The following is a 23596-nucleotide window of genomic DNA, read 5'->3' as shown; positions in this document are numbered from 1 at the left end:
GCGCGGTCCGGCTTGCGCTCGATACCGTCCTGACGACGTGAGCGAACGGATCAGCGAATGGATCAGCGGATGAGATTAACGACCTCCCTTGTCGGCGGTGCGGCCAATCGGCGCCGGGCATCATCCCGCCGACGGCGGTCGCTGCATGACGGTACCCAGTAGCTCCGACCCGAGCTCGATGTCGTCGTAGTCGCGGCCGGTGCGGCGGCGATCGCCCGGGGAGCCCGACGACGACGCGCCCAGCGGGGGCATCGCCATCGGCGCCCGGCCGGGCTCCGGAGAGAGCGGAGACACCGCGGACGCGAGCCGAACCGGCGACTCCGAGGCCCCCAGCAGCCCCACCACCGAGGGCGGTGCCGTCAGCTTGCCCACCAGAACCCCGGCGCCCATCGACCCCGTGGGCGCCCAGGCCGGCCCGGCGGCTCCGAGCGCACCGGCCAGCCGGGCCTCCACCGCCGCGAAGTCCGCGGCGCTCTGCGACAGGCCGGCGCCGATGTCGCCGCCCAACGCCTGGAAACCACCGGCGGTGGCCAACTGGGCCAGCACCGCGAGCATGTTGACCGGAAATCCGCCCGCGGCGATGCCCTGGTTCAGCCAGTCGTTGGCCAGCTGGAACCACGCATTGTCGACCAGGGCGCCGGAGGCGGCGGCGGGCACCGACGTGACCAGGTCGGAGGCGGTCGAGGCCGGGGCCGCACCGGCAGGGGTCAGCAAGCCCTCCGCGTCGGCGATCGGCGGCGGCGACGAGAACTGCACCGGCACGACGGCGCCCGCCGAGGTCGCGGCGTAGCGATACATCGCCGCCGAGTTGTTCGCCCACATGGCCTGGTACTCGGCTTCGGTTTCGGCGATCGCCGACAGGTTGATCCCGAAGAAGTTGGTGGCCAGCAGGAAGGCCAGCCGCGTCCGGTTGGCGATGACCACGGACGGGTGCACGACCGTGAAGTGGGTGAGCTCGAAGGCCGCGACGACCGCCTGCACCGAGGAGCCGACCTGCCGGCACTGCTGCGCGGTGACGGCCAGCCAATCCAGGTGGGGTTCGGCGGCGTTGGCCATCGCCGCCGCGGCCGGACCGTGCCAGGTCCCGCCCAGCGACGTCAACACCGAGGCATGGCTGCGCACCGATTCGTCGAGCTCGAGGCCCAGCTGGTGCCAGGCGGAGGCGGCCGCGAGCAGTGGCCCGGACCCGGGTCCCGCGTGGATCAGCGCCGAGATGACCTCGGGGGGCAGCATCCCAAAATCCACGCCGCATTACCTCGGAGGCGCGTGAATGCGTTGCACGACAGGACATCCCGCTGTCCCGGGGGCCATTGTCCGCCCTCATCCCCCGCTCGGCGGGCGAGGTGTCACCCGTTTCGGGAGCTCCACGCCGTAGTCGAGGTCCTCGAACTTCTGCTGCTTGCGCTTGCGCCAGCCGCTGCCCGCCGAGACCGGCGGCGGCACCATCATCGGCATCAGCGGCAGCGCGGACAACCCGCCCTCGCCCGCGCCGAGCGGCGAGGCCGCCGCCGCGAGTTGCACCGGCGACTGCGCGCCGGGCAACAGGCCCACCACGGCGGGCGGGGCAGTCAGCTTGCCCACCGTCACCCCGACACCCATCGCGGCGGTGGGCGCCGGCGCGGCCGATCCGACGGCCTTGAGCGCGTTGCCGAACTCCACTTCCGATACGCCCAGCGCGGCCTCCCCCTCGGCCAGGCCCTGGCCGACCTCGCCGCCCACCGACTGCACACCCTGGGCGGTCGCCACCTGCGCCTCCACGCCGAGGAGGTTGAGCGGGAAACCGGAGGAGATGAACTGGTTGCCCCAGGTGTTGGCCAGCTGGAACCAGCCGTTGTTGACCAGGCCGCCGGAACCGGAGCCGAGCAGCGACGACAGAACCGAGGCGGCGTTGCCGGTGCCGGCCGTCGGCACGGCGCCGGCCTGGGCGGCCGCGGCCGTCGGGCTGGCGGTCGTCACCGGCGAGGCGAACCGGGGCAGCGCGGTGGCCTGCGCCGAGGCCGCCTGGTAGCGGCTCAGCGCGGCCAAGTTGTCCGCCCACATCGCCTGGTACTGGCCCTCGGTCTCGGCGATCGCCGCCGTGTTGCTCCCGAACCGGTTGGTGGCCAGCAACTGCCGCAGTCGCGTCCGGTTGGCGCCGACCTGCGCGGGCGGGACGACGGTCGAGTGGACGACGCTGAAGGCCGACGCGGCGGCCTCGGCGGAGACGGCCAGCTGCCGCGACTGCTGCGCGGTGGCGCGCAGCCAGAGCAGGAAGGGGCGGACGGCCTCGGCCATCGCGGCCGCCGAAGTGCCGTCCCAGGACTCGGCCAGCGACGACAGCACCGAGGTGTAGACGGCGACCGAGTTCTCCAGCTCGACGGCCAGCCGGCGCCACGCGGCGGCGGCCTCGGTCAGCGAAGCCGCTCCGGGCCCGGCGTGGATCAGCGCGGAGGTGACCTCTGGGGGGGCTAGGACGTCCATGGCATCTCTCGTTGACTGTGCTCGCAGCGATTCTGCGACACCGCGCTGAATTGCTGGGCAAACTCAGGGAAAGAAGGCGCGAACGTCTGGCTTCGGGCCCACGGTACGGTAACGCGCTGTCACAAAGCCCCCGCCCGCGACGGCCAGGATTTCCGATTGCCGTTAGGAAAGCGACATATTGGCGTCCCTTGCGGTTAAGACGCAATGGGCGACATGCCGATCATGCGGCGACGCCCGCGGCGCGCCGTCTCGCGGGCGAAGTGGGTGCAGTTTTTTCGGGTGCTGGGCGGGTTCGGGGTGCTGGACGGGTTTGACGGCTGTGGCCGCGTGCGGTGGTGATCGGCAACGCGTCGTCGCGGTCGTCGGCGGCGCGGCGCCCGGACACCGCCCCCCTCGGGGGACGACGTTCGCGCGCTCGTCCGAGACCCGACCCGGGGGCCCTCACGGGGCCGTGGACGACCGCGGCGAACTCAGGGCGCCGGCCGGCCGCTGACGAACTCGCGGCGCACCCCGGTGAGCGGATCGTCGAACTCGATCCGGCGGGCCAGCAGCCGCAGCGGCGCGCCGAAGTCGTCGGGAGCGACGTCGACGACGTCGGGATACAACGGATCCCCCAGGATCGGAATCCCCAGCGAGGCCATGTGCACCCGCAGCTGGTGGGTGCGCCCGGTGCGCGGCGTCAGCCGGTAGAGGCCGTCGGACACCAGCTCCACCAGCGTCTCGGCGTTGGGGACGCCGGGCTCGCAGCACGCCTGCAGCCGCCCGCGCCGCTTGACGATCCGGCTGCGCACGACGCGCGGCAGCTCCAGCGCCGGATCGACGGCCGCGCGCGCCAGATAGGTCTTGCGCACCAGGCCGCGGGCGAACAGCGACTGGTAGGCGCCGCGCAGCTCGCGCCGCGCGGTGAACAGCACAACCCCGGCGGTCAACCGGTCCAACCGGTGGGCGGGGCTGAGCTCGGGCAGACCCAGGTCCCGGCGCAGCCGCACCAGGGCGGTCTGCGCGACGTGCCGCCCCCGCGGCATGGTGGCCAGGAAATGCGGCTTGTCGACCACGACGAGGTCGGCGCCGGAGTACAGCACCGGGATCTCGAAGGGCACCGGCACCTCGTCGGGCAGCTCGCGGTAGAGGTAGACGCTGGCCCCGCACGGCAGCACGGTGGCCGCGTCGACCGCCACGCCGTCGGCGTCGACGACCTCGCCGGACAGCACCTTCGCGCGGGCCTGCTCGCCGAACCGCTCGGCCAGCTCGGCCAGCACCGGGCCGCCACGCAGCCGCACCCGGGCCGGGCCGAGCCCGTCGCGCACCGGAAGCGGCGGCGGCCTCGCGGGCCTCACGTGAGGGGCACCGGCTCGAGGAGCTCGGCGCGGGCCTCCGGTGCGCTGGCCCGCAGTTCGTCGGCCGACACGTCGTCGGGCTGGGCCTGCGAGAGGACCTCGGCCTCCACCCGCGCGGCGTAGTTGGCGACCTCGCGCTCGACGTCCTCGGCGCTCCATCCCAGCACCGGCGCCACCACGTCGGCCACCTCGCGGGCGCAGTCGACGCCCCGGTGCGCGTATTCGATGGAGATCCGCGTCCGGCGCGCCAGGACGTCCTCCAGGTGCAGGGCGCCCTCGGCGGCGGCGGCGTAGCGGGCCTCCACCTTCAGGTAGCCCGCGGCCTCCTTGATCGGGTCGAGCAGGCCGGGGTCGTCGGCGGCCAGGTCCAGGACGTCACCGATCAGCGAGCCGTAGCGGTCCAGCAGGTGGCGCACCCGGTACGGGTGCAGGCCGCGCAGGGCGCCGACGTGTTCGGCCTGGTTGACCAGCGCGAAGTAGCCGTCGGCGCCCAGCAGGCTCACCTTGGCGGTGATCGACGGCGCCACCCGGGCCGGCACGAACTGGACCGCGGCGTCGACGGCGTCGGCGGCCATCACCCGGTAGGTGGTGTACTTGCCGCCGGCGATGGCCACCAGGCCGGGCGCGGGCACGGCGACGGCGTGCTCGCGGGACAGCTTGGAGGTCTCCTCGCTTTCGCCGGCCAGCAGCGGCCGCAGCCCCGCGTAGACGCCGTCGATGTCGGCGTGCGTCAGCGGGGTGGCCAGCACGGTGTTGACGGTGCCGAGGATGTAGTCGATGTCGGCCTTGGTGGCGGCGGGGTGCGCGAGGTCGAGGTCCCAGTCGGTGTCGGTGGTGCCGATGATCCAATGGCTGCCCCACGGGATGACGAACATCACCGACTTCTCGGTGCGCAGGATGATCGCGACGTCGCTGACGATCCGGTCGCGCGGCACGACGATGTGCACGCCCTTGGACGCGCGCACCTGGAACCGCCCGCGCTGCTTGGACAGCCCCTGGATCTCGTCGGTCCACACCCCGGTGGCGTTGATCACGACGTGACCGCGGACCTCGGTGGTGCTGCCGTCCTCGGTGTCGCGGACCCGCACGCCGGTCACCCGGTCGCCCTCCCGCAGCAGCGCCACCACCTGCGTGGAACAGCGCACGACCGCCCCGTAGTGCGCGGCGGTGCGGGCCACCGTCATGGTGTGCCGGGCGTCGTCGACGACGGTGTCGTAGTAGCGGATGCCACCGACCAGCGCGCTGCGCTTCAGGCCGGGGCTCAGCCGCAGGGCACCGGCGCGGGTCAGATGCTTTTGCGCCGGAACCGATTTCGCGCCGCCCATCCGGTCGTAGAGGAAGATGCCCGCGGCGACGTAGGGCCGCTCCCACCAGCGGATGGTCAGCGGGAACAGGAACGGCAGCGGCTTGACCAGGTGCGGCGCCAGCGTGGTCAACGACAGCTCCCGCTCGTAGAGCGCCTCGCGCACCAGCCCGAACTCCAGTTGCTCGAGGTAGCGCAGCCCGCCGTGGAACATCTTCGACGAGCGGCTCGACGTGCCCGACGCGAAGTCGCGCGCCTCCACCTGCGCCACCTTGAGCCCGCGCGTGGCGGCGTCCAGCGCACACCCGGAACCCACCACGCCGCCGCCGATCACCACCACGTCGAACTGCTCGTCGCCCAGCCGTTTCCAGGCGGTACCGCGCTGCCGCGGTCCCAGCTCGGAGGCCGGCGAGCTGAGCTCGCCGGGCGTGCGCAACGGATCACTCACGGCTGCGGGCTCCTGTCGGTTACTCGTCGGTAGGTGTGCTCGTCAAAGGCTAGTCCGCCGGGCTCGCGTCAGTCGGCCTTCCCGTCCAGATCGTCGCTAGTCCAGATCGTCGTGGGCCATCAGCCGGCGGGCGGCCTCGGTGATCGAGCCGGACAACGACGGGTACACGGCGAGCGTCTGCGCAAACTCGTTGACCGTGATGCGGTTGGTCACCGCGACCGCGATCGGCAGGATCAGCTCGGAGGCGATCGGCGCCACCACCACCCCGCCGATCACCACGCCGGTGGAGCGCCGGCAGAAGATCTTGACGAAACCCTTCTGCAGCCCCGACATCTTCGCCCGGGCGTTGGTGTGCAGCGGCAGCATGATGGTGCGGGCGGTCACCGAACCGTCGTCGATCAACCGCTGCGGCACGCCGACCGCGGCGATCTCCGGCCGGGTGAAGATCGTCGCCGCCACCGTGCGCAGCCGGATCGGGGTGACGCCCTCGCCGAGCGCGTGATACATCGCGATCCGCCCCTGCATGGCCGCGACCGAGGCCAGCGGCAGCAGGCCGGTGCAGTCGCCGGCGGCGTAGATGCCCGGCACCGACGTGCGCGAGACCCGGTCCACCGGGATGTAGTTGCCCCGGCCGAGCTCGATGCCGACGCGCTCGAGGCCGAGGCCGCCGGTGTTGGGCACCGACCCGATGGTCATCAGCGCGTGGCTGCCCTCGACGGTGCGCCCGTCCTTGAGGGTGACCAGCACCCCCGTTGCGGTGCGGGTGACCGATTCGGCCCGGGCGTTCTTGACCAGCCGCACGCCCCGCTCGGCGAACACGTCCTCGAGTACCAGCGCGGCGTCGGCGTCCTCGTAGGGCAGCACGCGGTCCTGGCTGGCCACCACCGTCACCGGCACGCCCAGCTCGGTGTAGGCGTTGGCGAACTCCGCGCCGGTGACCCCCGAACCCACGACGATCAGATGTTCGGGCAGCGCCTCCAGATCGTAGAGCTGGCGCCAGGTCAGGATGCGCTCGTCGTCGGGCTGGGCCGACGGCAGGATCCGCGGGCTGGCGCCGGTCGCGATCAGCACGACGTCGGCGTCGTACTCGCTGGTGGAGCCGTCAGGCCCGGTGGCCTTGATGCGGTGGCGTGCCATTCCCGGGGTGGGGTCGACCAGCTCGCCCCGGCCGGCCACCACCTGCACCCCCACGCCGCGCAGCTGTGCATCGACATCGGCCGACTGCTCGGCCGCCAACCGCTTGACCCTTCGGTGGATCTGTCGCAGCGAGATCTTGGCGTCGTCGATGTCGATGTCGAAGCCCAGGTGCGGGGCCCGGCGCAGCTCGGTGCGCAGCCCGGTGGAGGCGATGAACGTCTTGGACGGCACGCAGTCGTCCAGCACGGCCGCCCCGCCGATCCCCTCGGAGTCGATCACGGTGACATGCGCCGAGTCGGGGTGCGAGGTGGCGGCGACCAGGGCGGCTTCGTAACCGGCCGGGCCGCCACCGAGGATCACGATGCGGGTCACCACAGCCCTAACCTAGCTTGCCGGGCACGCCCGCCGCAGCGCACGCCGGTGCGATCAAACCCCACAAAACGATCGGGTGAACAGCGCGCGAGAGTGTGGCGTTTAAGCTTTCCCCGTGCCGCTCTACGCCGCTTACGGGTCGAACATGGATCCCGAGCAGATGCTGGAGCGCGCGCCGCACTCGCCGATGGCCGGGACGGGGTGGCTGCACGGGTGGCGGTTGACCTTCGGCGGCGAGGACATCGGCTGGGAGGGTGCGCTGGCCACCGTCGTCGAGGATCCGGGCTCACGCGTGTTCGTCGTCCTCTACGACATGACACCGGCCGACGAGCAAAACCTCGACCGGTGGGAGGGCTCCGAGTTCGGCGTCCACAAGAAGATCCGGTGCCGCGTGGAGCGCATCTCGTCGGATACCGACACCGCCCCCGTGCTGGCGTGGCTGTACGTGCTCGACGCCTGGGAGGGCGGCCTGCCGTCGGCGCGCTATCTGGGCGTGATGGCCGACGCCGCCGAAATCGCCGGCGCCCCGGCAGATTACGTGCATGACCTGCGTACCCGCCCGGCCCGCAACATCGGCCCCGGCACCGGCGCCTAGCCCCCCGGGGGCCCTCTGCCCCGCGAGCGTGCGTGTCCGTACGACGACACGCCGCGTCGGCCGGCATTTCGCGCACGCTCGGCGGAGTGAATTGCGGGCTGTGCGCGCCGCCCCGACCATAGCCGACATGCACGCGGAGCTCGGCCGGCTGCTCGACGCGCAGGGCGGCCGGCACCACGGTCGCGGCGTGCCTGGGCACCGCGGCCGCCGCCCACGGCTTCGACACCAAACGCACCGCCGACGTGCACGTGCTGAATCCGGGCGGGCGGCAACTACGGTCGGCCGACGGCCCGGTCGTGCACCGGCGCGACGGCGCGCCGCTGACGCTGGCCGGCGGACGGCCGGTCACCGCGCCCGCGTGGACGGCGATCGAGGTCGCCCGCGGGCTGCGTCGGCCCCGGGCGCTGGCGACCCTGGACGCCGCGCTGCGCAGCGGCGCGTGCGGCCGCGGCGAACTCGAGCGGGCCGTGGTCCTGCAGGCCGGCCGTCGTGGTGTCGTGGCCGTTCGGGAGTTGGCCGCGGTGGCCTCGCCGCTGGCCGAGTCGCCGATGAAGAGCGAAGCGCGCCTGGTCATGATCGACGGCGGGCTGCCGCCGCCCTGCCGCAATACGAGGTCGTGGACCTGCGGGGCCGCACCTGGCGGCTCGACTTCGCCTGGCCCGACCTGCGCGTCAGCGCCGAGTACGACGGCCTCGACTGGCACAGCGGGCCGGAGACCTTGGTCCGCGACCGCCGCCGCTCGTCGGCGCTGCAGGAGGTGGGGTGGTCGATCGTGCCCATCATCGCCGAAGACGTCAGACGCCGGCCCGCCGAACTCGTCCGCAGGCTCGACACGCAGCTGCGGCGGGCGGCGTGAGGGTGCGCAAAATGCCGCGCATGACGGCGTGTCGTCGTACGGACGCGCTCGCTCGCGGGCTAGATCAACGCCGCCTGCTCGATGATGTTGACCATCACGCGCACGCCGATCGCCAGGGCCCGCTCGTCGATGTCGAAGGTCGGCTGGTGCAGGTCCAGCTGCGCGCCCTCGCCCGACCACACGCCCAGTCGCGCCATCGCGCCCGAGATCTCCTCCAGGTACCAGGAGAAGTCCTCACCCCCGCCGGACTGCCGGGTGTCGGCCAGCACGTCGGGGCCGACGGCCTCGATCGCGTGCGTGAGGATGTGCGTCGCGACCTCCTCGTTGACCACCGGCGGCACGCCGCGGTTGTAGCGCATGGTGTGCTCGACCCCCAACGGCGACAGCAGCGCGGTGACGGCCGCGCGGATGATCCCCTCGAGGGACACCCACGTCTGCCGGCTGGCGGTGCGAACGGTGCCCGACAGCACCCCCGACTGCGGGATGGCGTTGGCGGCCACACCCGCGTTCACCGCGCCCCACACCAGCACCGTGCCGTTGCGCGGGTCGAGGCGGCGCGACAGCACCCCGGGCAGGCCGGTGATCAGGGTGCCCAGCCCGTAGACCAGGTCGGCGGTGAGGTGCGGACGCGACGTGTGCCCGCCCGGCGAATGCAGCGTGATCTCGATCGAGTCGGCCGCCGACGTGATGGGGCCCGGCCGCACCGCCACCTTCCCGACCGCCAGGTGCGGGTCGCAGTGCAGGGCGAAGATCCGGGTCACGCCGGCCAGCGCCCCGGCCGCGATGGCGTCGATGGCGCCGCCGGGCATCAGCTCCTCGGCGGCCTGGAAGATGAACCGCACGCCCACCGGCAGCTCGGGCGCCGACGCCAGCGCCTGCGCGGTGCCCAGCAGGATCGCGGTGTGCGCGTCGTGGCCGCAGGCGTGCGCGACGTTGGGCATCCGCGAGGCGTACGGTGCGCCGGTCCGCTCGGCCATGGGCAGCGCGTCCATGTCGGCCCGCAGCGCGATCCGCGGCGCATGCTCGGGACCGATGTCGCACGTCAGCCCGGTGCCGCCGGGCAGCACCTTCGGGTTCAAACCCGCCTCGGCCAGCCGTTCGGCAACGAACTGCGTGGTGGCGTACTCCTGGCGGCCCAGCTCCGGATGCCGGTGGATGTGCCGGCGCCAGTCGACCAGCTTGTCGGCGTGTCCGGCCAGCCAGGACTCGGCGACGTCACCCAGGCTCACGAGTCGGCCCGGCGTTCGCGGGCCGCCAGCACCCGGTCGCGCTCTGCGGGGCTCTCGGCCAGGCGGACCACGGTGCGTGCCAGCATGATCGCGGCCTCGACGACGGCGCGGTCGGCGCTGGGCCCCGCGGCGGCCGCGGCGAAGGCGCGCTGGTGCACGGTGGCGCCGCCGGCGTCGACGCCGACCACGGGATGGATCCCCGGCAACACCTGCGTCACGTTGCCCATGTCGGTGCTGCCCATCGGCAGCGCCGCCTCCACCTCGGGGGCCACCGGCTCGCGCCCGAGCCTGCGCATCTCCTCCCGGCACACCTCGGCCAGCCAGCGGTCGGGTTTGAGTTCGGCGTAGGGCGGTGCGGGCCGGTTGATCTCGTGGTCGCAGCCGGCGGCCAGCGCGCCGGCGGCAAAGCACGCGAACATCCTGCCCTCCAGCTCTCGCAGCGACTCCGACTCGGCCGCCCGCATCGCGTATTGCATCGCCGCACGCCCGGGAATCACGTTGACAGCCTGGCCGCCGTCGGTCACGATCCCGTGCACCAGCTGGCCCGGGGCGAGCTGCTGGCGCAGCACCGCGACGGCCACCTGCGCGACGGTCACCGCGTCGGCGGCGTTGACCCCCAGATAGGGGGCGACGGCCGCGTGCGACTCCTTGCCCCGGTAGCTCACGATCACCTCGGACAGCGCCAGCGACCGCGCCGCGGCGATGTCGGATGGGCCGGGGTGGGCCATCACCGCCACCGCGACGTCGTCGAAGGCCCCCGCCTCCAGCAGCAGCGCCTTGCCGCCGCCGGCCTCCTCGGCCGGCGTTCCCAGCAGCGCCACCGTCAGACCGAGCTCGTCGGCCACCTCGGCCAGCGCCAGGGCGGTGCCCACCGCGGACGCCGCGATGATGTTGTGTCCGCACGCGTGCCCGATCTCGGGCAGCGCGTCGTATTCCGCGCAGACGCCGACCACCAGCGGGCCGCTGCCGAAGTCGGCGCGAAACGCGGTGTCCAAACGACCGGCGGGCGCGGTGATCTCGAAACCGCGCTCGGCGACCAGCGCCTGCGCCTTGGCGCAGCTGCGATGCTCGGCGAAGGCGAGCTCGGGCTCGGCGTGGATGGCGTGGGACAGCTCGACGAGGTCGGCGCCACGGCGCCGCACGATGTCCTCGACGTGGTCAGGGGCGGTGGCGGTGGGCATTCTCGCAGTATCTCACCGCCGCGTTGCGGCGACCGTTAGACCAGTCGGGCGATGAATGCCGCCGCCTCGCCGGGGTAGGGCGGCACCGAGTAGTCGTGGTGCGCATCCCGGTCCCGACCGCCGACGACACAGACGGGATCGCCGGGGCTGCACAGGTCGATGGCGCGGCCGGCGAACTCCCCCGTGGTCGACAGAGGCGTGTTGAAGCGGTTGCCCGGATTGCCGAACACCGCGACCGCCCTCACCTTGCCCGCCAGATCGGGATCCAACGCGGGAGCCGATCCCAAGTCGCCGATGAGCTGGCCGACGGGCGGCACCCCCGCCAGCATCGAGACCGCGGACGCGCCCTGTGAGAAGCCGCCGAGCACCAGCTTCGTCGACGGGCACTGGCCGGTCATCTCGGCGATGTGGTCGCGTGCGTCGTTGGCGCCGTCGGCAGCGGTCAGGAAGTTGTAGCTGGCCGGGTAGTTCACCGCATAGCTGTCGACGCTGCGCGAGCCGAGCGCGGGCCGCAGGGCGGCCAGCAGCGCATCGCCCACGGCCCCCAGGCCGGGCGGTTCGGCCGTGCCGCGGGCGAAGATCAGCTGGACGTCGGCACACCCGTCGGCTCGTGCGGACGGCGCGGAACCCGTGAACGCCGCCGCCGAAACCACCACGGCGACGGCCGGGCCGATGACGGGCCGGCTACGAAAACCCATGCGGGAGATCTTGACATATGCCGGGGTTGGCCATCGACGCCAGGCGCTGCCGGTGCTCGCGCCCGCAGAAGAAACCCGGTGATTGTTCGTGTCGATAACGACGTGGCGCGCGCTGACTTGTTAGCGTCGAACCGGCGTTTTGTCAGCAGTCACGTTGGCGCGGGGGCGGCGACGGCGGCCGGCCACCACCAGGGCTCCGCCGAGATGGGAACCGTCAGTGGCGAGTTTCTTGGTGTGGCCCCCGGAGATCAATTCGGCGTTGCTCTACACCGGCGCCGGCCCCGGCCCGATGCTGGCCGCGGCGGCGGCCTGGGATGGGCTGGCCGAAGAATTGCAAGCCGCGGCGTCGTCTTTTTCGGCGGTGACCTCGGGGCTGTCGAGTGAGGCCTGGCAGGGCCCTGCCGCCACGGCGATGGCGGCCGCGGCCACACCGTATGCGGGCTGGCTCAGCACCGCCGCCGCGCACGCACAGTCGGCGGCCGCCCAGGCCCAGGCGGCGGCGTCGGCGTTCGAGGCGGCGTTTGCCGCGACCGCGCACCCGGGCGTGATCGCGGCAAACCGCGGCCGGCTGGTGTCGCTGGTGACCTCGAACCTGTTCGGTCAGAACGCCCCGGCGATCGCCGCCGTGGAGGCGCACTACGAACAACTCTGGGCCCAGGACGTGGCCGCCATGACGGGCTATCACGCCGGCGCGTCGGCCGCGGCCACGCAGTTGTTGTCGGTCCAGGCCGCGCTGCAGGGCACGACGGCCCAGTTGGGCCTGCCCAATGTCAACCTGGGGATCGGCAACCTGGGCGGGCTGAACCTGGGCAACGGCAACACCGGCAACCTGAACCTGGGCAACGCCAACATCGGCTCCCAGAACCTCGGCAGCGCCAACATCGGCACCCACAACTTCGGCGCCGGGAACTTTGGCAGCACCAACCTGGGCTTCGGCAACGGGAGCTCGTATTACGGGGTCACGTCGAGCTTCAACATCGGCGGCGGAAACCTCGGCAACTACAACATCGGCTTCGGCAACGCCGGCCTCGATACCACGGCGGGGATCGGCAACATCGGCCTGGGCAACCTCGGCGTCAACAACATCGGCATCGGCAACGTCGGCGGCGGGAACATCGGCGCCGGAAACTCCGGGGCCGGGGGCACCGCGGGCTTCGGCAACGTCGGCATCGGCAACAGCGGCAACAGCAACTGGGGTTTCGGCAACACCGGCAGCGGCAACATCGGCTTCGGCAACAGCGGCACCGGCGACATCGGCTTCGGGCTCACCGGCAACAACCAGATCGGTTTCGGCGGCTTGAACTCCGGAAGCAACGACATCGGCTTCGGCAACTCCGGCAACAACGACATCGGGTTCTTCAACTCCGGCAACGGCAGCTTCGGCATCGGCAACTCCGGCCTCACCGATACCGGCTGGTTCAACTCCGGCCAGATTGCCACCGGCGTCGGCAACTCCGGCGGCGGCGACACCGGCATCGGCAACGCGGGCTACAACGCGCTCGCGGGCGATGGGGTGAACGTCGGCTTCGGGAACGGGGGCTTCAACGACATGGGCATGGCGAACGCGGGCTATGGGAACACGGGCAACTTCAACTCGGGCGGCAGTAACACGGGCAGCTTCAACTCGGGCTACTGGAACACCGGCTTCGACAACGCGGGCAACTTCAACACCGGGATCGCGAACTCGGGCAACACCAACACGGGCCTGTTCGACGCGGGCAGCGTGAACACCGGCGTGGGCAGTTCGGTCACCCAATCGGTGGCCAGCTCGGGCTTCGGCAACACCGGGACCGGCACGTCGGGCTTCTTCAACACCGGCGGCAACCTCAATTCCGGCTTCTTCAACTCGGCAGACCTCCCGGGTCAAGACACGTGGAACACCGGCTTCTTCAACACCAGCGCCCTGGGACAGAACACCGGCTTCGTCAACAACGGCCCGATAGGGGGCGACACCGGCTTCTTCAACACCGGGGCCAACAACGTCGGCGTCGGAGACGCGGGTGGCGGGGCCGCGGGCGGCAACGCGGGCTTCTTCGTCGTCGGCAGCGGGCTCAGTTCGGGTTTCGCGAACCTGGGCGCCTCGAGCTCGGGCTGGTTCAACCCGGGGGACGGGCAATCGGGCCTGTTCGGGCTGTGACGCCCCGCCTTCATACTCCGTAGCCTGCCAGCCGCCGCTGTATCGGCGCTCGTCAGCAATCCGACTGCGGATTGTCCGTTGGTGGGCGCGGACCGGCTTGGTGATCACATTCGGTATCTTTTTCCGCTGATTTATAGACATAAGGTATGCTAGGTCGTCGTTTGCATGACACTATGTTTGCCACGTGGGTGATGCCGACCCGGCGTGACGCGAGTTCGCCGGAGGAGGGCATTGGGAGAACACCGGAGAAGACCGTGGCAGGAAATGGGCTCGAGGCGGAGCGCTCGACACAACACCGCATGGCGATGATCGAGCGGCACATCGCCGGCCTGCAACCCGGGTGGTACGTGCTCGACGGCTTTTTCTGGGACGACGTGTGTTCGGTCCTGGCGGGACCGTTCGCGACCCAGGCCGACGCGCTGACGTGCCGCTCGGCGCTGGAACGCGACAACGCCCCCCGCCACTACTACATCGACGAGGTCGGGCCCCGATTGCCGGGTGGGACGGCGCCGGCGGGCTAGGCTCGCCCACTGTGAGCGACGCCGCGACCGACGCCGACGAACTCGCCCGGCGGGCGGGGTATTTCATCGCCGAGCGCACCGGGGTCGCCGAGCACGACGTCGCCGTCGTCCTCGGCTCCGGATGGTCCTCGGCGGCCGCCGCGCTGGGCGCCGCCACCGCCACGCTCCCCCAGGCCGAGGTGCCCGGGTTCCGCCCGCCCAGCGCCGCCGGGCACAGCGGTGAGCTGTTGTCGGTGCCGGTCGGCGGGCACCGGGTGCTGGTGCTGGTCGGCCGCGTGCACGCCTACGAGGGCCATGACCTGCGCCACGTCGTGCACCCGGTGCGGGCGGCCTGCGCGGCGGGCGCGCGGATCGTGGTGCTGACCAACGCGGCCGGCGGGCTGCGCCCGGGCATCACCGTGGGCCGGCCGGTGCTGATCAGCGACCACCTCAACCTGACCGCGCGGTCGCCGCTGACCGGTCCGCAGTTCGTGGACCTGACCGACGCCTATGCGATGCGGCTGCGCCGGCTCGCCCGCGACGCCGACCCGGGGCTGACCGAGGGCGTGTACGCCTGCGTGCCGGGCCCCCACTACGAGACGCCGGCGGAGATCCGGATGCTGCGGACCCTGGGCGCCGACCTGGTGGGCATGTCGACGGTGCACGAGACCATCGCGGCCCGCGCGGCCGGCGCCGAGGTGCTGGGCGTGTCGCTGGTGACCAACCTGGCCGCCGGGATCGGCGCCGAGCCGCTCAGCCACGCCGAGGTGCTCGCCGCCGGGGCCGCCTCGGCGCGCCGGATGGGCGCCCTGCTGGCCGGCGTGATGGCCCGGTTGTAGATGACGCCCGAGGAGTGGATCGCCCACGACCCCGACCCGGCCACGGCCGCCGAGCTCGCCGCCTGCGGCCCCGGCGAACTCGCCGCGCGGTTCGCCCGCCCGCTGGTGTTCGGCACCGCGGGCCTGCGCGGCCCGGTGCGCGGCGGGCCCGACGCGATGAACGTCGCGGTGGTCTCGCGCGCCAGCTGGGCACTGGCGCGGGTGCTCGCCGCCGGCGGCCGCGCCGGTTCGCCGGTGATCGTCGGGCGCGACGCCCGGCACGGCTCGGCCGTCTTCGCCACGGTGACAGCCGAAGTACTTGCGGCACACGGATTTCCGGTACTACTCTGGCCGGGGCCCGTGCCCACGCCGGTGGTCGCGTTCGCGGTGCGGCGCACCGGCGCCGCCGCCGGGGTACAGATCACGGCCTCCCACAACCCGGCGACCGACAACGGCTACAAGGTCTACGTCGACGGCGGCATCCAGATCGTCTCCCCCACCGACCGCGCGATCGAGTCCGCGATGGCCGGCGCCCCGCCGGCCGACGAGATCGCCCGCACCCCGGTGGCGCCCGCGCACACGGACCTGGTCGAGCGCTATATCGAGCGGGCCGCCGCCCTGCGGCGCGCCGCCGGTTCGGTGCGGGTGGCGCTGACCGCGCTGCACGGCGTGGGCGGCGCGGTGGCCGTCGAGACGCTGCGCCGCGCCGGGTTCGACCGCGTGCACACCGTCGGCGCCCAGTTCGCGCCGGACCCCGACTTCCCCACCGTCGCGTTCCCGAACCCCGAAGAGCCCGGCGCCACCGATGCCCTGCTGGCCCTGGCCGCCGACGTCGGCGCCGACGTCGCGATCGCGCTGGACCCCGACGCCGACCGGTGCGCGGTCGCCGTCCCGGCGCCGACGGGGTGGCGGACGCTGTCCGGCGACGAAACCGGCTGGCTGCTCGGCGATTACATCCTGTCGCATGCCGAGCAGCCGCGCACCGCCGTCGTGGCCAGCTCGCTGGTGTCCTCGCGGATGCTGCCGGCGATCGCCGCGCACCACGGCGCGGTGCACGTCGAAACCCCCACCGGCTTCAAGTGGCTGGCGCGCGCCGACTCGCAGGTGCCCGGCGGCACCCTGGTGTACGCCTACGAGGAGGCGATCGGGTACTGCGTCGACCCCGACGCGGTGCGCGACAAGGACGGCATCAGCGCCGCCGTCCTGGTGTGCGACCTGGTGGCCGCGCTGCACGACCAAGGCCGCTCGGTGCCCGACCTGCTCGACGAGCTGGCCCGGCGGCACGGCGTGCACGACGTCGCGGCGGTGTCGCGCCGCCTCGCCGGCGCCGACGAGGCCGCCCGGCTCATGGACCGGTTGCGGGCGGACCCGCCGGCCCGGCTGGCCGGGTTCACCGCGACCGTCACCGACGTCACCGACGCGCTGATCTTCACCGGCGGCGACGCTGCGGCGTCGGCCCGCGTGGTGGTGCGCCCGTCGGGCACCGAGCCGAAGCTGAAGTGCTACATCGAGGTTCGCTGCGCGGCGGGCGGCGAGTTGGCCGCTGCCCGGGAGCGGGCCCGCGCGCTGCGCAACGAGCTGGTCGAACAGGTCGGCAGGTGGGGTTAGCGGGGCCCGTACTGGCGGTCGCCCGCGTCGCCGAGACCCGGCACGATGTAGGCGATCTCGTTGAGGCCGTCGTCGACGGCCACGGTGAACAGCCGCGCGTCGGGTGCCGTCTTCTCCAGTGCTGCAACGCCTTCCGGCGCGGCCACCACACACAACACGGTGATCGCGGTGGCGCCGCGGCGGTGCAGCAGGCCGATGGTGTGTCGCACCGACCCGCCCGTGGCCAGCATCGGGTCGAGAACCATCACCGCCCGGCCGGTCAGGTCGCCGGGCAGCGACTCCAGATACCCGGTCGCGCGGTGGGTTTCCTCGTCGCGGGCGACCCCGACGAACCCGACCTGGGCCTCCGGCAGCAGCGCCAGCGCCCGGTCGAGCATGCCCAGCCCGGCGCGCAGCACCGGCACCAGCAGCGGCGTGCCGGCCGGCCGCACGCCGAGGGTTTGGGCCAGCGGGGTGTGGATCGGGAAGGTCTCGCGGGGCGCGTCGCGGGTGGCCTCATAGACCAGCATCACCGTCAGGTCTGCCAGCGCGGCCCGGAATGCGGCGTTGCCGGTGTGCTTGTCGCGCAACGTGGTCAGCCGGGCCAGGGCCAGCGGGTGATCCACGATGTGCACGTCCACGGCATCTGACCCTATACAACGATTGCGATAGCGATTGCGATAACGATTGCGCCCGATCCGGTTGACACGCTTGCCCGCGTCGCGCCGCGGACCCGTGAGCGCCCATATACTCCCCGGGTGCGGGGTCAGGGAACGCTGCGGGGCAAGGCATGTCGAGCCTTCGCGCCGGCCATGACGGCGGCGCTGGCCGTGACGGCGGCGCTGGCGCTGGCGGGGCCGCTGGTCACCCCGCCGACCCCGGCGCCCCCGGCGTCTTTGCGGGTGGGTCTGGCGGCGGCCGGCGTCCCGCAACCGGCGCACGTGGTCGTCGTGATCGAGGAGAACCGCGCCCTGGACAACATCATCGGCAACAAGGCGGCGCCGTTCATCAACGCCCTGGCCGCGGGCGGCGCGAACATGGCCGCGTCCTTCGCCGAGACCCACCCCAGCGAGCCGAACTACCTGGCGCTGTTCGCCGGCAGCACGTTCGGGGTGACCACGGACGCGTGCCCGGTCAACGCCGGCGCGGCCCCCAACCTGGCGTCCGAACTGCTGGCCGCCGGTCACACGTTCGCCGGATTCTCCGAGGGGCTGCCCGCGGTCGGCTCACCGGTGTGCAGCGCGGGCAAGTACGCGCGCAAGCACGTGCCCTGGGCCGACTTCACCAACGTGCCGCCCACCACATCCCTGCCGTTCTCGGCGTTCCCGATGGGCAACTACGCCGCCCTGCCGACGGTGTCGTTCGTCATCCCCGACAACGACCACAACATGCACGACGGCTCCATCCCGCAGGCCGACGCCTGGCTCAACCGCAACCTGACGGGCTACGCCAACTGGGCGGCGGCCAACAACAGCCTGCTGATCGTGACCTGGGACGAGGACGACAACTCCAGCCGCAACCGGATCCCGACGGTGTTCTACGGCGCGCACGTGCGGCCCGGCACCTACGGCGAGCAGATCAGCCACTACAACGTGCTGTCGACGCTGGAGCAGATGTACGGGCTGCCCAAGACCGGCTATGCCGCGAACGCCCCGGTGATCACCGACATCTGGGCGGGCTGAACCCGAACGCCCCGGCGCCGTCGCTATTGTGTGCCGCATGGCTGCTGACCTCGTGCCCATCCGCCTGAGCCTGTCCATCGGCGACCGCTACACCGTGTGGGCGCCCCGCTGGCGCGACGCCGGCGACGAATGGGAGGCGTTCCTGGGCAAGGACGAGGACCTGTTCGCCTTCGAGTCCGTGGCCGACCTGGTCGCGTTCGTGCGTTCCGACACCGACAACGACCTGGTCGACCACCCGGCATGGAAGGACCTGACCTCGGCGCACGCGCGGGCACTCGACCCCGCCGAGGACGGGCGGTTCGACCTGGTCGCCGTGGAGGAGCTGGTCGCCGAGAAGCCGACCGAGGCGTCGGTGGCCGCGGTGGCGAGCGCGCTGGCGATCGCGTCGTCGCTCGGATCGGTGTGTGAGCTGCCGGCGGTGTCGAAGTTCTTCAACGGCAACCCGAGCCTGGGCACTGTCACCGGCGGGATCGAGAACTTCACCGGCAGGGCCGGACACAAACGCTGGAACCTCATCGCCGAGATCATCGGGCGGGGCTGGGACGACGTGCTCACCGCGATCGAGGGGATCATCACCGGCCCCGAGGTCGCCGCCGCGCTGTCGGCCGAGGCCGCCGAGGAGCTGGCCGAGGAGCCCGAGGAAGAGTCGGACACCCCCGAGAGCACCGAGAGCACCGAGAGCACCGAGACCACCGAGACCACCGAGACCACCGAGAGCCACGCCGCCGACCAGGATCCGGAGACCGACGAAACCGCGGACGAGGAGGCGCACGCGCCCGGCGACACCGTCGTGCTGGGCGGCGACAAGGACTTCTGGATTCAGGTCGGCATCGACCCGATCCGGATCATGATGAGTTCCGGCACCTTCTACACCCTGCGCTGCTACCTCGACGACGAGCCGGTCTTCCTCGGGCGCAACGGGCGGATCAGCGTGTTCACCTCCGAGCGGGCCCTGGCCCGCTACCTGGCCGACGAGCACGACCACGACCTGTCGGACCTGAGCACCTACGACGACATCCGCACCGCCGCGACCGACGGCTCGCTGGCCGTCGAGGTCACCGACGACAACGTCTACGTGCTCAGCGGGCTGGCCGACGACCTGGCCGACGGGCCGGACGCCGTGGACCGCGACCAGCTCGACCTGGCCGTCGAGTTGCTCCGCGACATCGGGGACTACTCCGAGGACCCGACGGTGGACAGGGCGCTGGAGCCGGACCGGCCGTTGGGCAAGCTGGTGGCCTGCGTGCTCGAGCCCGGTTCGGTGAACAGGCCCGGCCCGCCGTACGCCGCGGCGGTGCGCGAATGGGAGAAGCTCGAACAATTCGTCGACGGGCGGCTCAGGCGCGAGTAGGGCGCGTACGGCCGCCGTGGTTTGACGGGCCTACCGGAGTCCTCTTTACTGGCGGGTGTCGCTTCCCGGGGTCGGCCCGTTGCCCCTGTACGGATTCCAGCGCCCGGTCCTGTTGCTGTTCGGCCTGGTTCCGCTGGCGCTGCTGGCCGTGTACGTACTCGTCCAGTCCCGCCGCGGGCGCCGGCTGCGCCGGTTCACCGAGGCGCAGGTGCCGCAGCCGCCGTGGCGGCACCTCCCGATCGCCGTGTCGCTGCTCAGCCTGGCCCTGCTGACCGTCGCGCTGGCCAACCCCACCCATGACATGCGCATACCGCGCAACCGCGCGGTCATCATGCTCGTCGTCGACATGTCGCAGTCCATGAAGGCCACCGACGTCGAGCCCAACCGGCTCAAGGCCGCCGAGCAGGCGGCCGGCCAGTTCGCGGCGCAGCTGACCCCGGGCGTCAACCTGGGGCTGGTCGGATTCGCCGGAACCCCCTACCTGCTGGTGCCCCCCACCCCGCAGCACCAGGCGACGGTCGACGCCCTCAAGAAGCTGGAGTTCGGCGACGGCACCGCCACCGGCGAGGCCATCTTCACCGCCCTGCACGCGATCGGGGCCACCGACGTCACCGGGGGCGACTCGCCCCCGCCGGCCCGGATCATCCTGCTGTCCGACGGCGCCGAGAACAAGCCGTCCGACCCCCAGGACCCGCACGACGGTGCCTACACGGCCGCGCGCCTGGCCAAGGACCAGGGGGTGCCGGTCTCGACGATCGCGTTCGGGACACCGACCGGCGAGATCGACCTGGACGGGGTGCGGGTCGCGGTGCCGGTCAAGCCGGACCAGATGAAGACGATCGCCCGGCTCTCCGGCGGCCAGTACTACACCGCCACCAACATCGGCGAGCTCGAGAAGAGCTACGACAACATCGAGAACGAGATCGGGTACCGCACCGTGGCCGGCCCCGGCAGCGCCGGGTGGCTGCGCCTGGGCGTCCTGACCGCCGTGCTCGCCGCCACGCTGGCGTTGTTGATCAACCGGCGCCTGCCCGCCTGAGGGCTCAGGACGGCAGCCTGCGGTTCAGCAGCAGACCGGCCAGCACGGCGCCGCCCAGGACCAGCGCGCCCAGCAGCATCCACGGCAGGCTCGCGTCGCCCTTGACGGTCTGGTAGCCGATCTGGCGCTGCAGCGTCTCATAGACCCGCTTGAGGGATTCCAGGCTGTCGGCGTGGAACGACTGACCGCCGGTGATCTCGCAGATCTTCTGCAGCGTCTGGTCGTCGACCGGGACGGGGATGGTGGCGCCCTGGTATTCGACGGTGCCGTCGGGCGTGCCGAAGGAGATCGTCGATATCTCGATGCCCTGCGATTTCGCGGCGCGCGCCGCGGTGAAGGCCCCCTGCGGGGCGTTGGGGTCCAGCGGGACGTTCTCGGCGCCGTCGGATTCCAGCACGATGCGCGCCGGCGGGGGGCCGTCGCCGCCGCCCAGCACCGCACCGACCGTCGCGATCGCCTGCATCGCGGTGAAAATCCCTTCTCCCGTCGCGGTTTTCGGAGCCGGCACCAAACGGTCGATCGCCGACTTCACGGCGGCCCGGTTGGTGGTCGGCGCGACCAGCAGCGTGGCATTGGCCGCGAACTCGACCAGTCCGAGGTTGATGGCCGGCGTCAGCTCGTCGGCGAACTGCTTGCCCGCCACCTTGGCGGCGGCCAACCGGGTCGGCGCGACGTCGGTGGCGTCCATGGACTCCGAGACGTCGATGACCAGCATCACCACCGCGCGGTTGAGCGGGATCCGCACATCCGACGTCGGGCCGGCCATCGCGGTGGTCAGCAGCACCAGCGACGTGGCCAGCAGGATCGTCGGCACGTGCCGCCACCGGCTCGGGCGCGGCGGGGCGACCCGCTCGAGCACCTCCATGTTGGCGAAACGCAGCACCCGCCGGCGGCGGGCGAACTGCTGGGCGACGTAGGCGCCGACCACCAGCAACACGATCAGCAGGAACAGGAAGAACCACGCGTTCTGGAAGCCGGTGAGCGACACCGGACCCAACCAAGGCAACTTCACCTCACCAACGTGGTGCCGGCGCCGTCCGCCGTCAAGTCCGGGCGGCGCACGGTCCGCCGATTTCGGCAACGCCGGTGCGCACGCCCTCGTATGATCCCCACTCGTGAATCGCGAGTGGCTGCTGCTGGAGATGGTCGGCGACGGGCCCGTCGTCGTCGCGCAGGGCCATGCGCTGCGAAAATTCGTGCCCCTGCGCGTCTTCCTGCGGCGAAACCCGCACCTCGCGGCGATCACGGCGGCCGTCGACGAGACGGTCAACAAACGCCAGGGCGTCAGTCGCGACACGGCCGACGGCAAGACCGTGGTACGAACCGAGGCCGTGGTGATGAACGACGGTCACGTGCACGGCGTCCAGCTGTGGGCCGGGCCGCGGACCGCCCGCCCGGCGGAACGGCCGCTACCCGGGGCGGTGGCATGGAATATCACGACGGGCACGGCGAGTGACACGCCCCAGGCGCTGGCCAACTCCGGCCTCGACCTGGCCGTCGAGCAAACCGACGGCCGCCCGTTCGCCGCGGACCTGCCGATCGGCCACATCAATCAGGACGAGACCCAGGTGCTCGCGCTGACGATGAGCTGCAAACCCGGGGACACCTACTGCAGCACGTGGGACACCACCAGCCACGGCGGCGAGCGGATCCGGGTGAGCTTCGTCGCCCGCGCCCGCATCGAGCGCCAGGTGGACGGCACCGAACACCTGGTCTGCCGCGCCATGAACTGGCGCGTCCCCGACCGCGAGGAGCCGGTGCCCGACAACGACCTCGCCCGGCACATCCTGCGGGACATGGCGCAGGAGGGCATCCACCGGGCCCTGGTCGACCTGCGGACGTGGAACCTGCTCAAGTGGCTCGACCCGCCGTTTCCCCACTGCGACTGGCGCGGCCAGACGACCGGGCAACCGCTGGTGCATCCCGACGACCACTCCGTGCTGCGCTCGATGAAGCAGCAGTTCGCCGAGGGGCCGGCCGAAGGCCTGCTGCGGCTGCGCGCCAACGGCGGCGGGTGGACGGTGGTGCACAGCACCATCTACCGCGTGCATCTGCTCGACGACAACTACGCGGGGCTGATCTGCCTGCGGCTGCCGACCCCGGCCGAGCTGCTGCGCAAGTCGCAGGCCGTCTGAGCCGCCCAGCCGGTCGGCACCCAGCCCACCGGCACTCAGCCGATCAGCACCGCATACCGGGGCTTGATCACCTCGTCGATGATCGCCAGGCGCTGGTCGAACGGGATGAACGCCGACTTCATCGCGTTGATGGTGAACCGCTCCAGTCGCTCCACCCGTGGTAGCCCGTCTGGCCGGCGATGTCGATCACGGTCGACGGGCGCAGCCCGCCGTCGAGGTGATCGGCCAATAGCGCCTGGGGTGCGTAGACAACGGTGGGTGACTGCGATCATGCTTGGTGTGCATGGGGTTGTCGGAGCCGACAGGAAAGCTGCCGATGTCGTTTGTCAGTGTGGTACCGGATGTGGTGGGCGCCTCGGCGACGCAGTTAGCTGGTGTCGGCGCTGCCATCACCCAGGCGCGGGCCGCCGCGGCGGCTCCGACCACTGGGATGCTGGCCGCCGCCCAGGATGAGGTGTCGGTGGGGATCGCGGCCTTGTTTTCCGAGCACGCCGCGCAGTGTCAGCTGCTGGGTGCCCGAGCGGCGGTGTTTCATCAGGAGTTTGTGCGGGCCTTGAGCGCCGGCGCGGTGTCGTATGCCGGGACCGAGGCTGCCAGCGCGAATCTCTTGCAGGTCGCCGAACAGAATGTGTTGGCGGCGGTTAATGCGCCGTTTTTGGCGCAGTTTGGGCGTCCGTTGATCGGCAACGGCGCCAACGCAGCGCCGGGGTCGGGGCAAAACGGTGGGGCGG

General features: G+C 71.9%; 20 protein-coding genes and 2 pseudogenes. 11 read left to right on the top strand and 11 right to left on the bottom strand.

Annotated elements, in window-relative coordinates; translation table 11 throughout:
- Window positions 1–120: 120 nt before the first annotated feature.
- The 5 genes from FPZ47_RS16105 to FPZ47_RS16085 all read right to left on the bottom strand — a co-directional run bounded on the left by FPZ47_RS16105 (window position 121) and on the right by FPZ47_RS16085 (window position 7060).
- Window positions 121–1245: a PPE family protein gene (locus tag FPZ47_RS16105; RefSeq protein WP_144952941.1), complete on the bottom strand. Its 1125-nt coding sequence runs from the start codon at window positions 1243–1245 to the stop codon at window positions 121–123.
- Window positions 1246–1320: 75 nt separating this feature from the next.
- Window positions 1321–2460, bottom strand: coding sequence for a PPE family protein (locus tag FPZ47_RS16100; RefSeq protein WP_144952942.1), 1140 nt, complete (start codon window positions 2458–2460; stop codon window positions 1321–1323).
- A 470-nt stretch (window positions 2461–2930) separates the two neighbouring features.
- Window positions 2931–3797 (bottom strand): pseudouridine synthase, encoded by an 867-nt coding sequence (locus FPZ47_RS16095; RefSeq protein ID WP_210419920.1) that lies wholly within the window; start codon window positions 3795–3797, stop codon window positions 2931–2933.
- Window positions 3794–5548 carry a glycerol-3-phosphate dehydrogenase/oxidase gene (locus tag FPZ47_RS16090; protein ID WP_144952945.1) on the bottom strand — a complete coding sequence of 585 codons (1755 nt, stop codon included), beginning with the start codon at window positions 5546–5548 and terminating at the stop codon, window positions 3794–3796. Before FPZ47_RS16090 ends, FPZ47_RS16095 begins: the two co-directional genes overlap by 4 nt.
- Window positions 5549–5644: 96 nt before the next feature.
- Window positions 5645–7060 (bottom strand): NAD(P)H-quinone dehydrogenase, encoded by a 1416-nt coding sequence (locus FPZ47_RS16085; protein ID WP_144952948.1) that lies wholly within the window; start codon window positions 7058–7060, stop codon window positions 5645–5647.
- Between the two features lie 112 nt (window positions 7061–7172).
- On the opposite strand from FPZ47_RS16085, the gene FPZ47_RS16080 reads away from it, so the two are divergent.
- Together FPZ47_RS16080 and FPZ47_RS16075 are read left to right on the top strand one after the other, a co-directional pair.
- Window positions 7173–7652, top strand: a complete 480-nt coding sequence (locus FPZ47_RS16080; protein WP_145039500.1) for a gamma-glutamylcyclotransferase family protein — start codon at window positions 7173–7175, stop codon at window positions 7650–7652.
- A gap of 164 nt (window positions 7653–7816) precedes the next feature.
- Window positions 7817–8508 (top strand): annotated as a pseudogene (locus FPZ47_RS16075) (hypothetical protein); the annotation flags it as partial.
- Between the two features lie 59 nt (window positions 8509–8567).
- On the opposite strand, the gene FPZ47_RS16070 reads toward FPZ47_RS16075, so the two are convergent.
- The 3 genes from FPZ47_RS16070 to FPZ47_RS16060 are packed head-to-tail and all read right to left on the bottom strand — an operon-like array spanning window position 8568 to window position 11616.
- Window positions 8568–9737: an amidohydrolase gene (locus tag FPZ47_RS16070; RefSeq protein WP_144955282.1), complete on the bottom strand. Its 1170-nt coding sequence runs from the start codon at window positions 9735–9737 to the stop codon at window positions 8568–8570.
- The gene (locus tag FPZ47_RS16065; RefSeq protein WP_144955285.1) at window positions 9734–10918 is read right to left on the bottom strand and encodes an amidohydrolase; all 1185 of its coding nucleotides are present in this window, start codon (window positions 10916–10918) and stop codon (window positions 9734–9736) included. The genes FPZ47_RS16070 and FPZ47_RS16065 overlap by 4 nt, the downstream gene beginning before the upstream one ends.
- 35 nt (window positions 10919–10953) lie before the next feature.
- Window positions 10954–11616, bottom strand: coding sequence for a cutinase family protein (locus FPZ47_RS16060; protein WP_144955288.1), 663 nt, complete (start codon window positions 11614–11616; stop codon window positions 10954–10956).
- A 217-nt stretch (window positions 11617–11833) separates the two neighbouring features.
- On the opposite strand from FPZ47_RS16060, the gene FPZ47_RS16055 reads away from it, so the two are divergent.
- The 4 genes from FPZ47_RS16055 (at window position 11834) to FPZ47_RS16040 (ending at window position 16679) form a co-directional block, all read left to right on the top strand.
- Window positions 11834–13753: a PPE family protein gene (locus FPZ47_RS16055; RefSeq protein ID WP_246859856.1), complete on the top strand. Its 1920-nt coding sequence runs from the start codon at window positions 11834–11836 to the stop codon at window positions 13751–13753.
- Window positions 13754–13926: 173 nt separating this feature from the next.
- The gene (locus FPZ47_RS16050) at window positions 13927–14274 is read left to right on the top strand and encodes a hypothetical protein (protein ID WP_144955290.1); all 348 of its coding nucleotides are present in this window, start codon (window positions 13927–13929) and stop codon (window positions 14272–14274) included.
- Between the two features lie 11 nt (window positions 14275–14285).
- Window positions 14286–15092 (top strand): purine-nucleoside phosphorylase, encoded by an 807-nt coding sequence (locus FPZ47_RS16045; RefSeq protein ID WP_144955293.1) that lies wholly within the window; start codon window positions 14286–14288, stop codon window positions 15090–15092.
- Window positions 15093–16679: a phospho-sugar mutase gene (locus tag FPZ47_RS16040; RefSeq protein WP_144955296.1), complete on the top strand. Its 1587-nt coding sequence runs from the start codon at window positions 15093–15095 to the stop codon at window positions 16677–16679.
- Here FPZ47_RS16040 and upp read toward each other — a convergent pair.
- On the bottom strand, window positions 16676–17299 hold the full coding sequence (gene upp, locus FPZ47_RS16035) for a uracil phosphoribosyltransferase (RefSeq protein ID WP_144955298.1): 624 nt from the start codon (window positions 17297–17299) through the stop codon (window positions 16676–16678). The two genes, FPZ47_RS16040 and upp, sit on opposite strands and share 4 nt — an antisense overlap.
- 171 nt (window positions 17300–17470) lie before the next feature.
- Here upp and FPZ47_RS16030 point away from each other — a divergent pair, with 171 nt between their 5' ends.
- Genes FPZ47_RS16030 through FPZ47_RS16020 form a run of 3 tightly spaced genes read left to right on the top strand, consistent with a single transcriptional unit; the run spans window position 17471 to window position 20730 of the window.
- Window positions 17471–18340, top strand: coding sequence for an alkaline phosphatase family protein (locus FPZ47_RS16030; protein WP_144955311.1), 870 nt, complete (start codon window positions 17471–17473; stop codon window positions 18338–18340).
- A gap of 37 nt (window positions 18341–18377) precedes the next feature.
- The gene (gene satS / locus FPZ47_RS16025; protein ID WP_144955301.1) at window positions 18378–19691 is read left to right on the top strand and encodes a protein export chaperone SatS; all 1314 of its coding nucleotides are present in this window, start codon (window positions 18378–18380) and stop codon (window positions 19689–19691) included.
- Window positions 19692–19746: 55 nt separating this feature from the next.
- Complete coding sequence (locus FPZ47_RS16020) at window positions 19747–20730, top strand: VWA domain-containing protein (RefSeq protein WP_144955304.1); 984 nt, start codon at window positions 19747–19749, stop codon at window positions 20728–20730.
- Between the two features lie 4 nt (window positions 20731–20734).
- On the opposite strand, the gene FPZ47_RS16015 is transcribed toward FPZ47_RS16020, so the two are convergent.
- Window positions 20735–21742 (bottom strand): VWA domain-containing protein, encoded by a 1008-nt coding sequence (locus tag FPZ47_RS16015; protein WP_144955306.1) that lies wholly within the window; start codon window positions 21740–21742, stop codon window positions 20735–20737.
- 103 nt (window positions 21743–21845) lie between these two features.
- Here FPZ47_RS16015 and FPZ47_RS16010 point away from each other — a divergent pair, with 103 nt between their 5' ends.
- Window positions 21846–22865 (top strand): PAS domain-containing protein, encoded by a 1020-nt coding sequence (locus FPZ47_RS16010; RefSeq protein ID WP_144955308.1) that lies wholly within the window; start codon window positions 21846–21848, stop codon window positions 22863–22865.
- Between the two features lie 35 nt (window positions 22866–22900).
- On the opposite strand, the pseudogene FPZ47_RS29525 reads toward FPZ47_RS16010, so the two are convergent.
- Window positions 22901–23025: pseudogene (locus FPZ47_RS29525) on the bottom strand (adenosine deaminase); the annotation flags it as partial.
- A 156-nt stretch (window positions 23026–23181) separates the two neighbouring features.
- On the opposite strand from FPZ47_RS29525, the gene FPZ47_RS16005 reads away from it, so the two are divergent.
- A partial coding sequence (locus FPZ47_RS16005; RefSeq protein WP_144955314.1) for a PE family protein occupies window positions 23182–23596 on the top strand: 415 nt, incomplete at its 3' end.

The sequence above is a fragment of the Mycobacterium helveticum genome (genome assembly GCF_007714205.1).
Taxonomy (GTDB): Bacteria; Actinomycetota; Actinomycetes; order Mycobacteriales; family Mycobacteriaceae; genus Mycobacterium; species Mycobacterium helveticum.
Note: the sequence above shows the minus strand (reverse complement) of the source record. Positions and strands in the feature narration are given on the sequence as shown.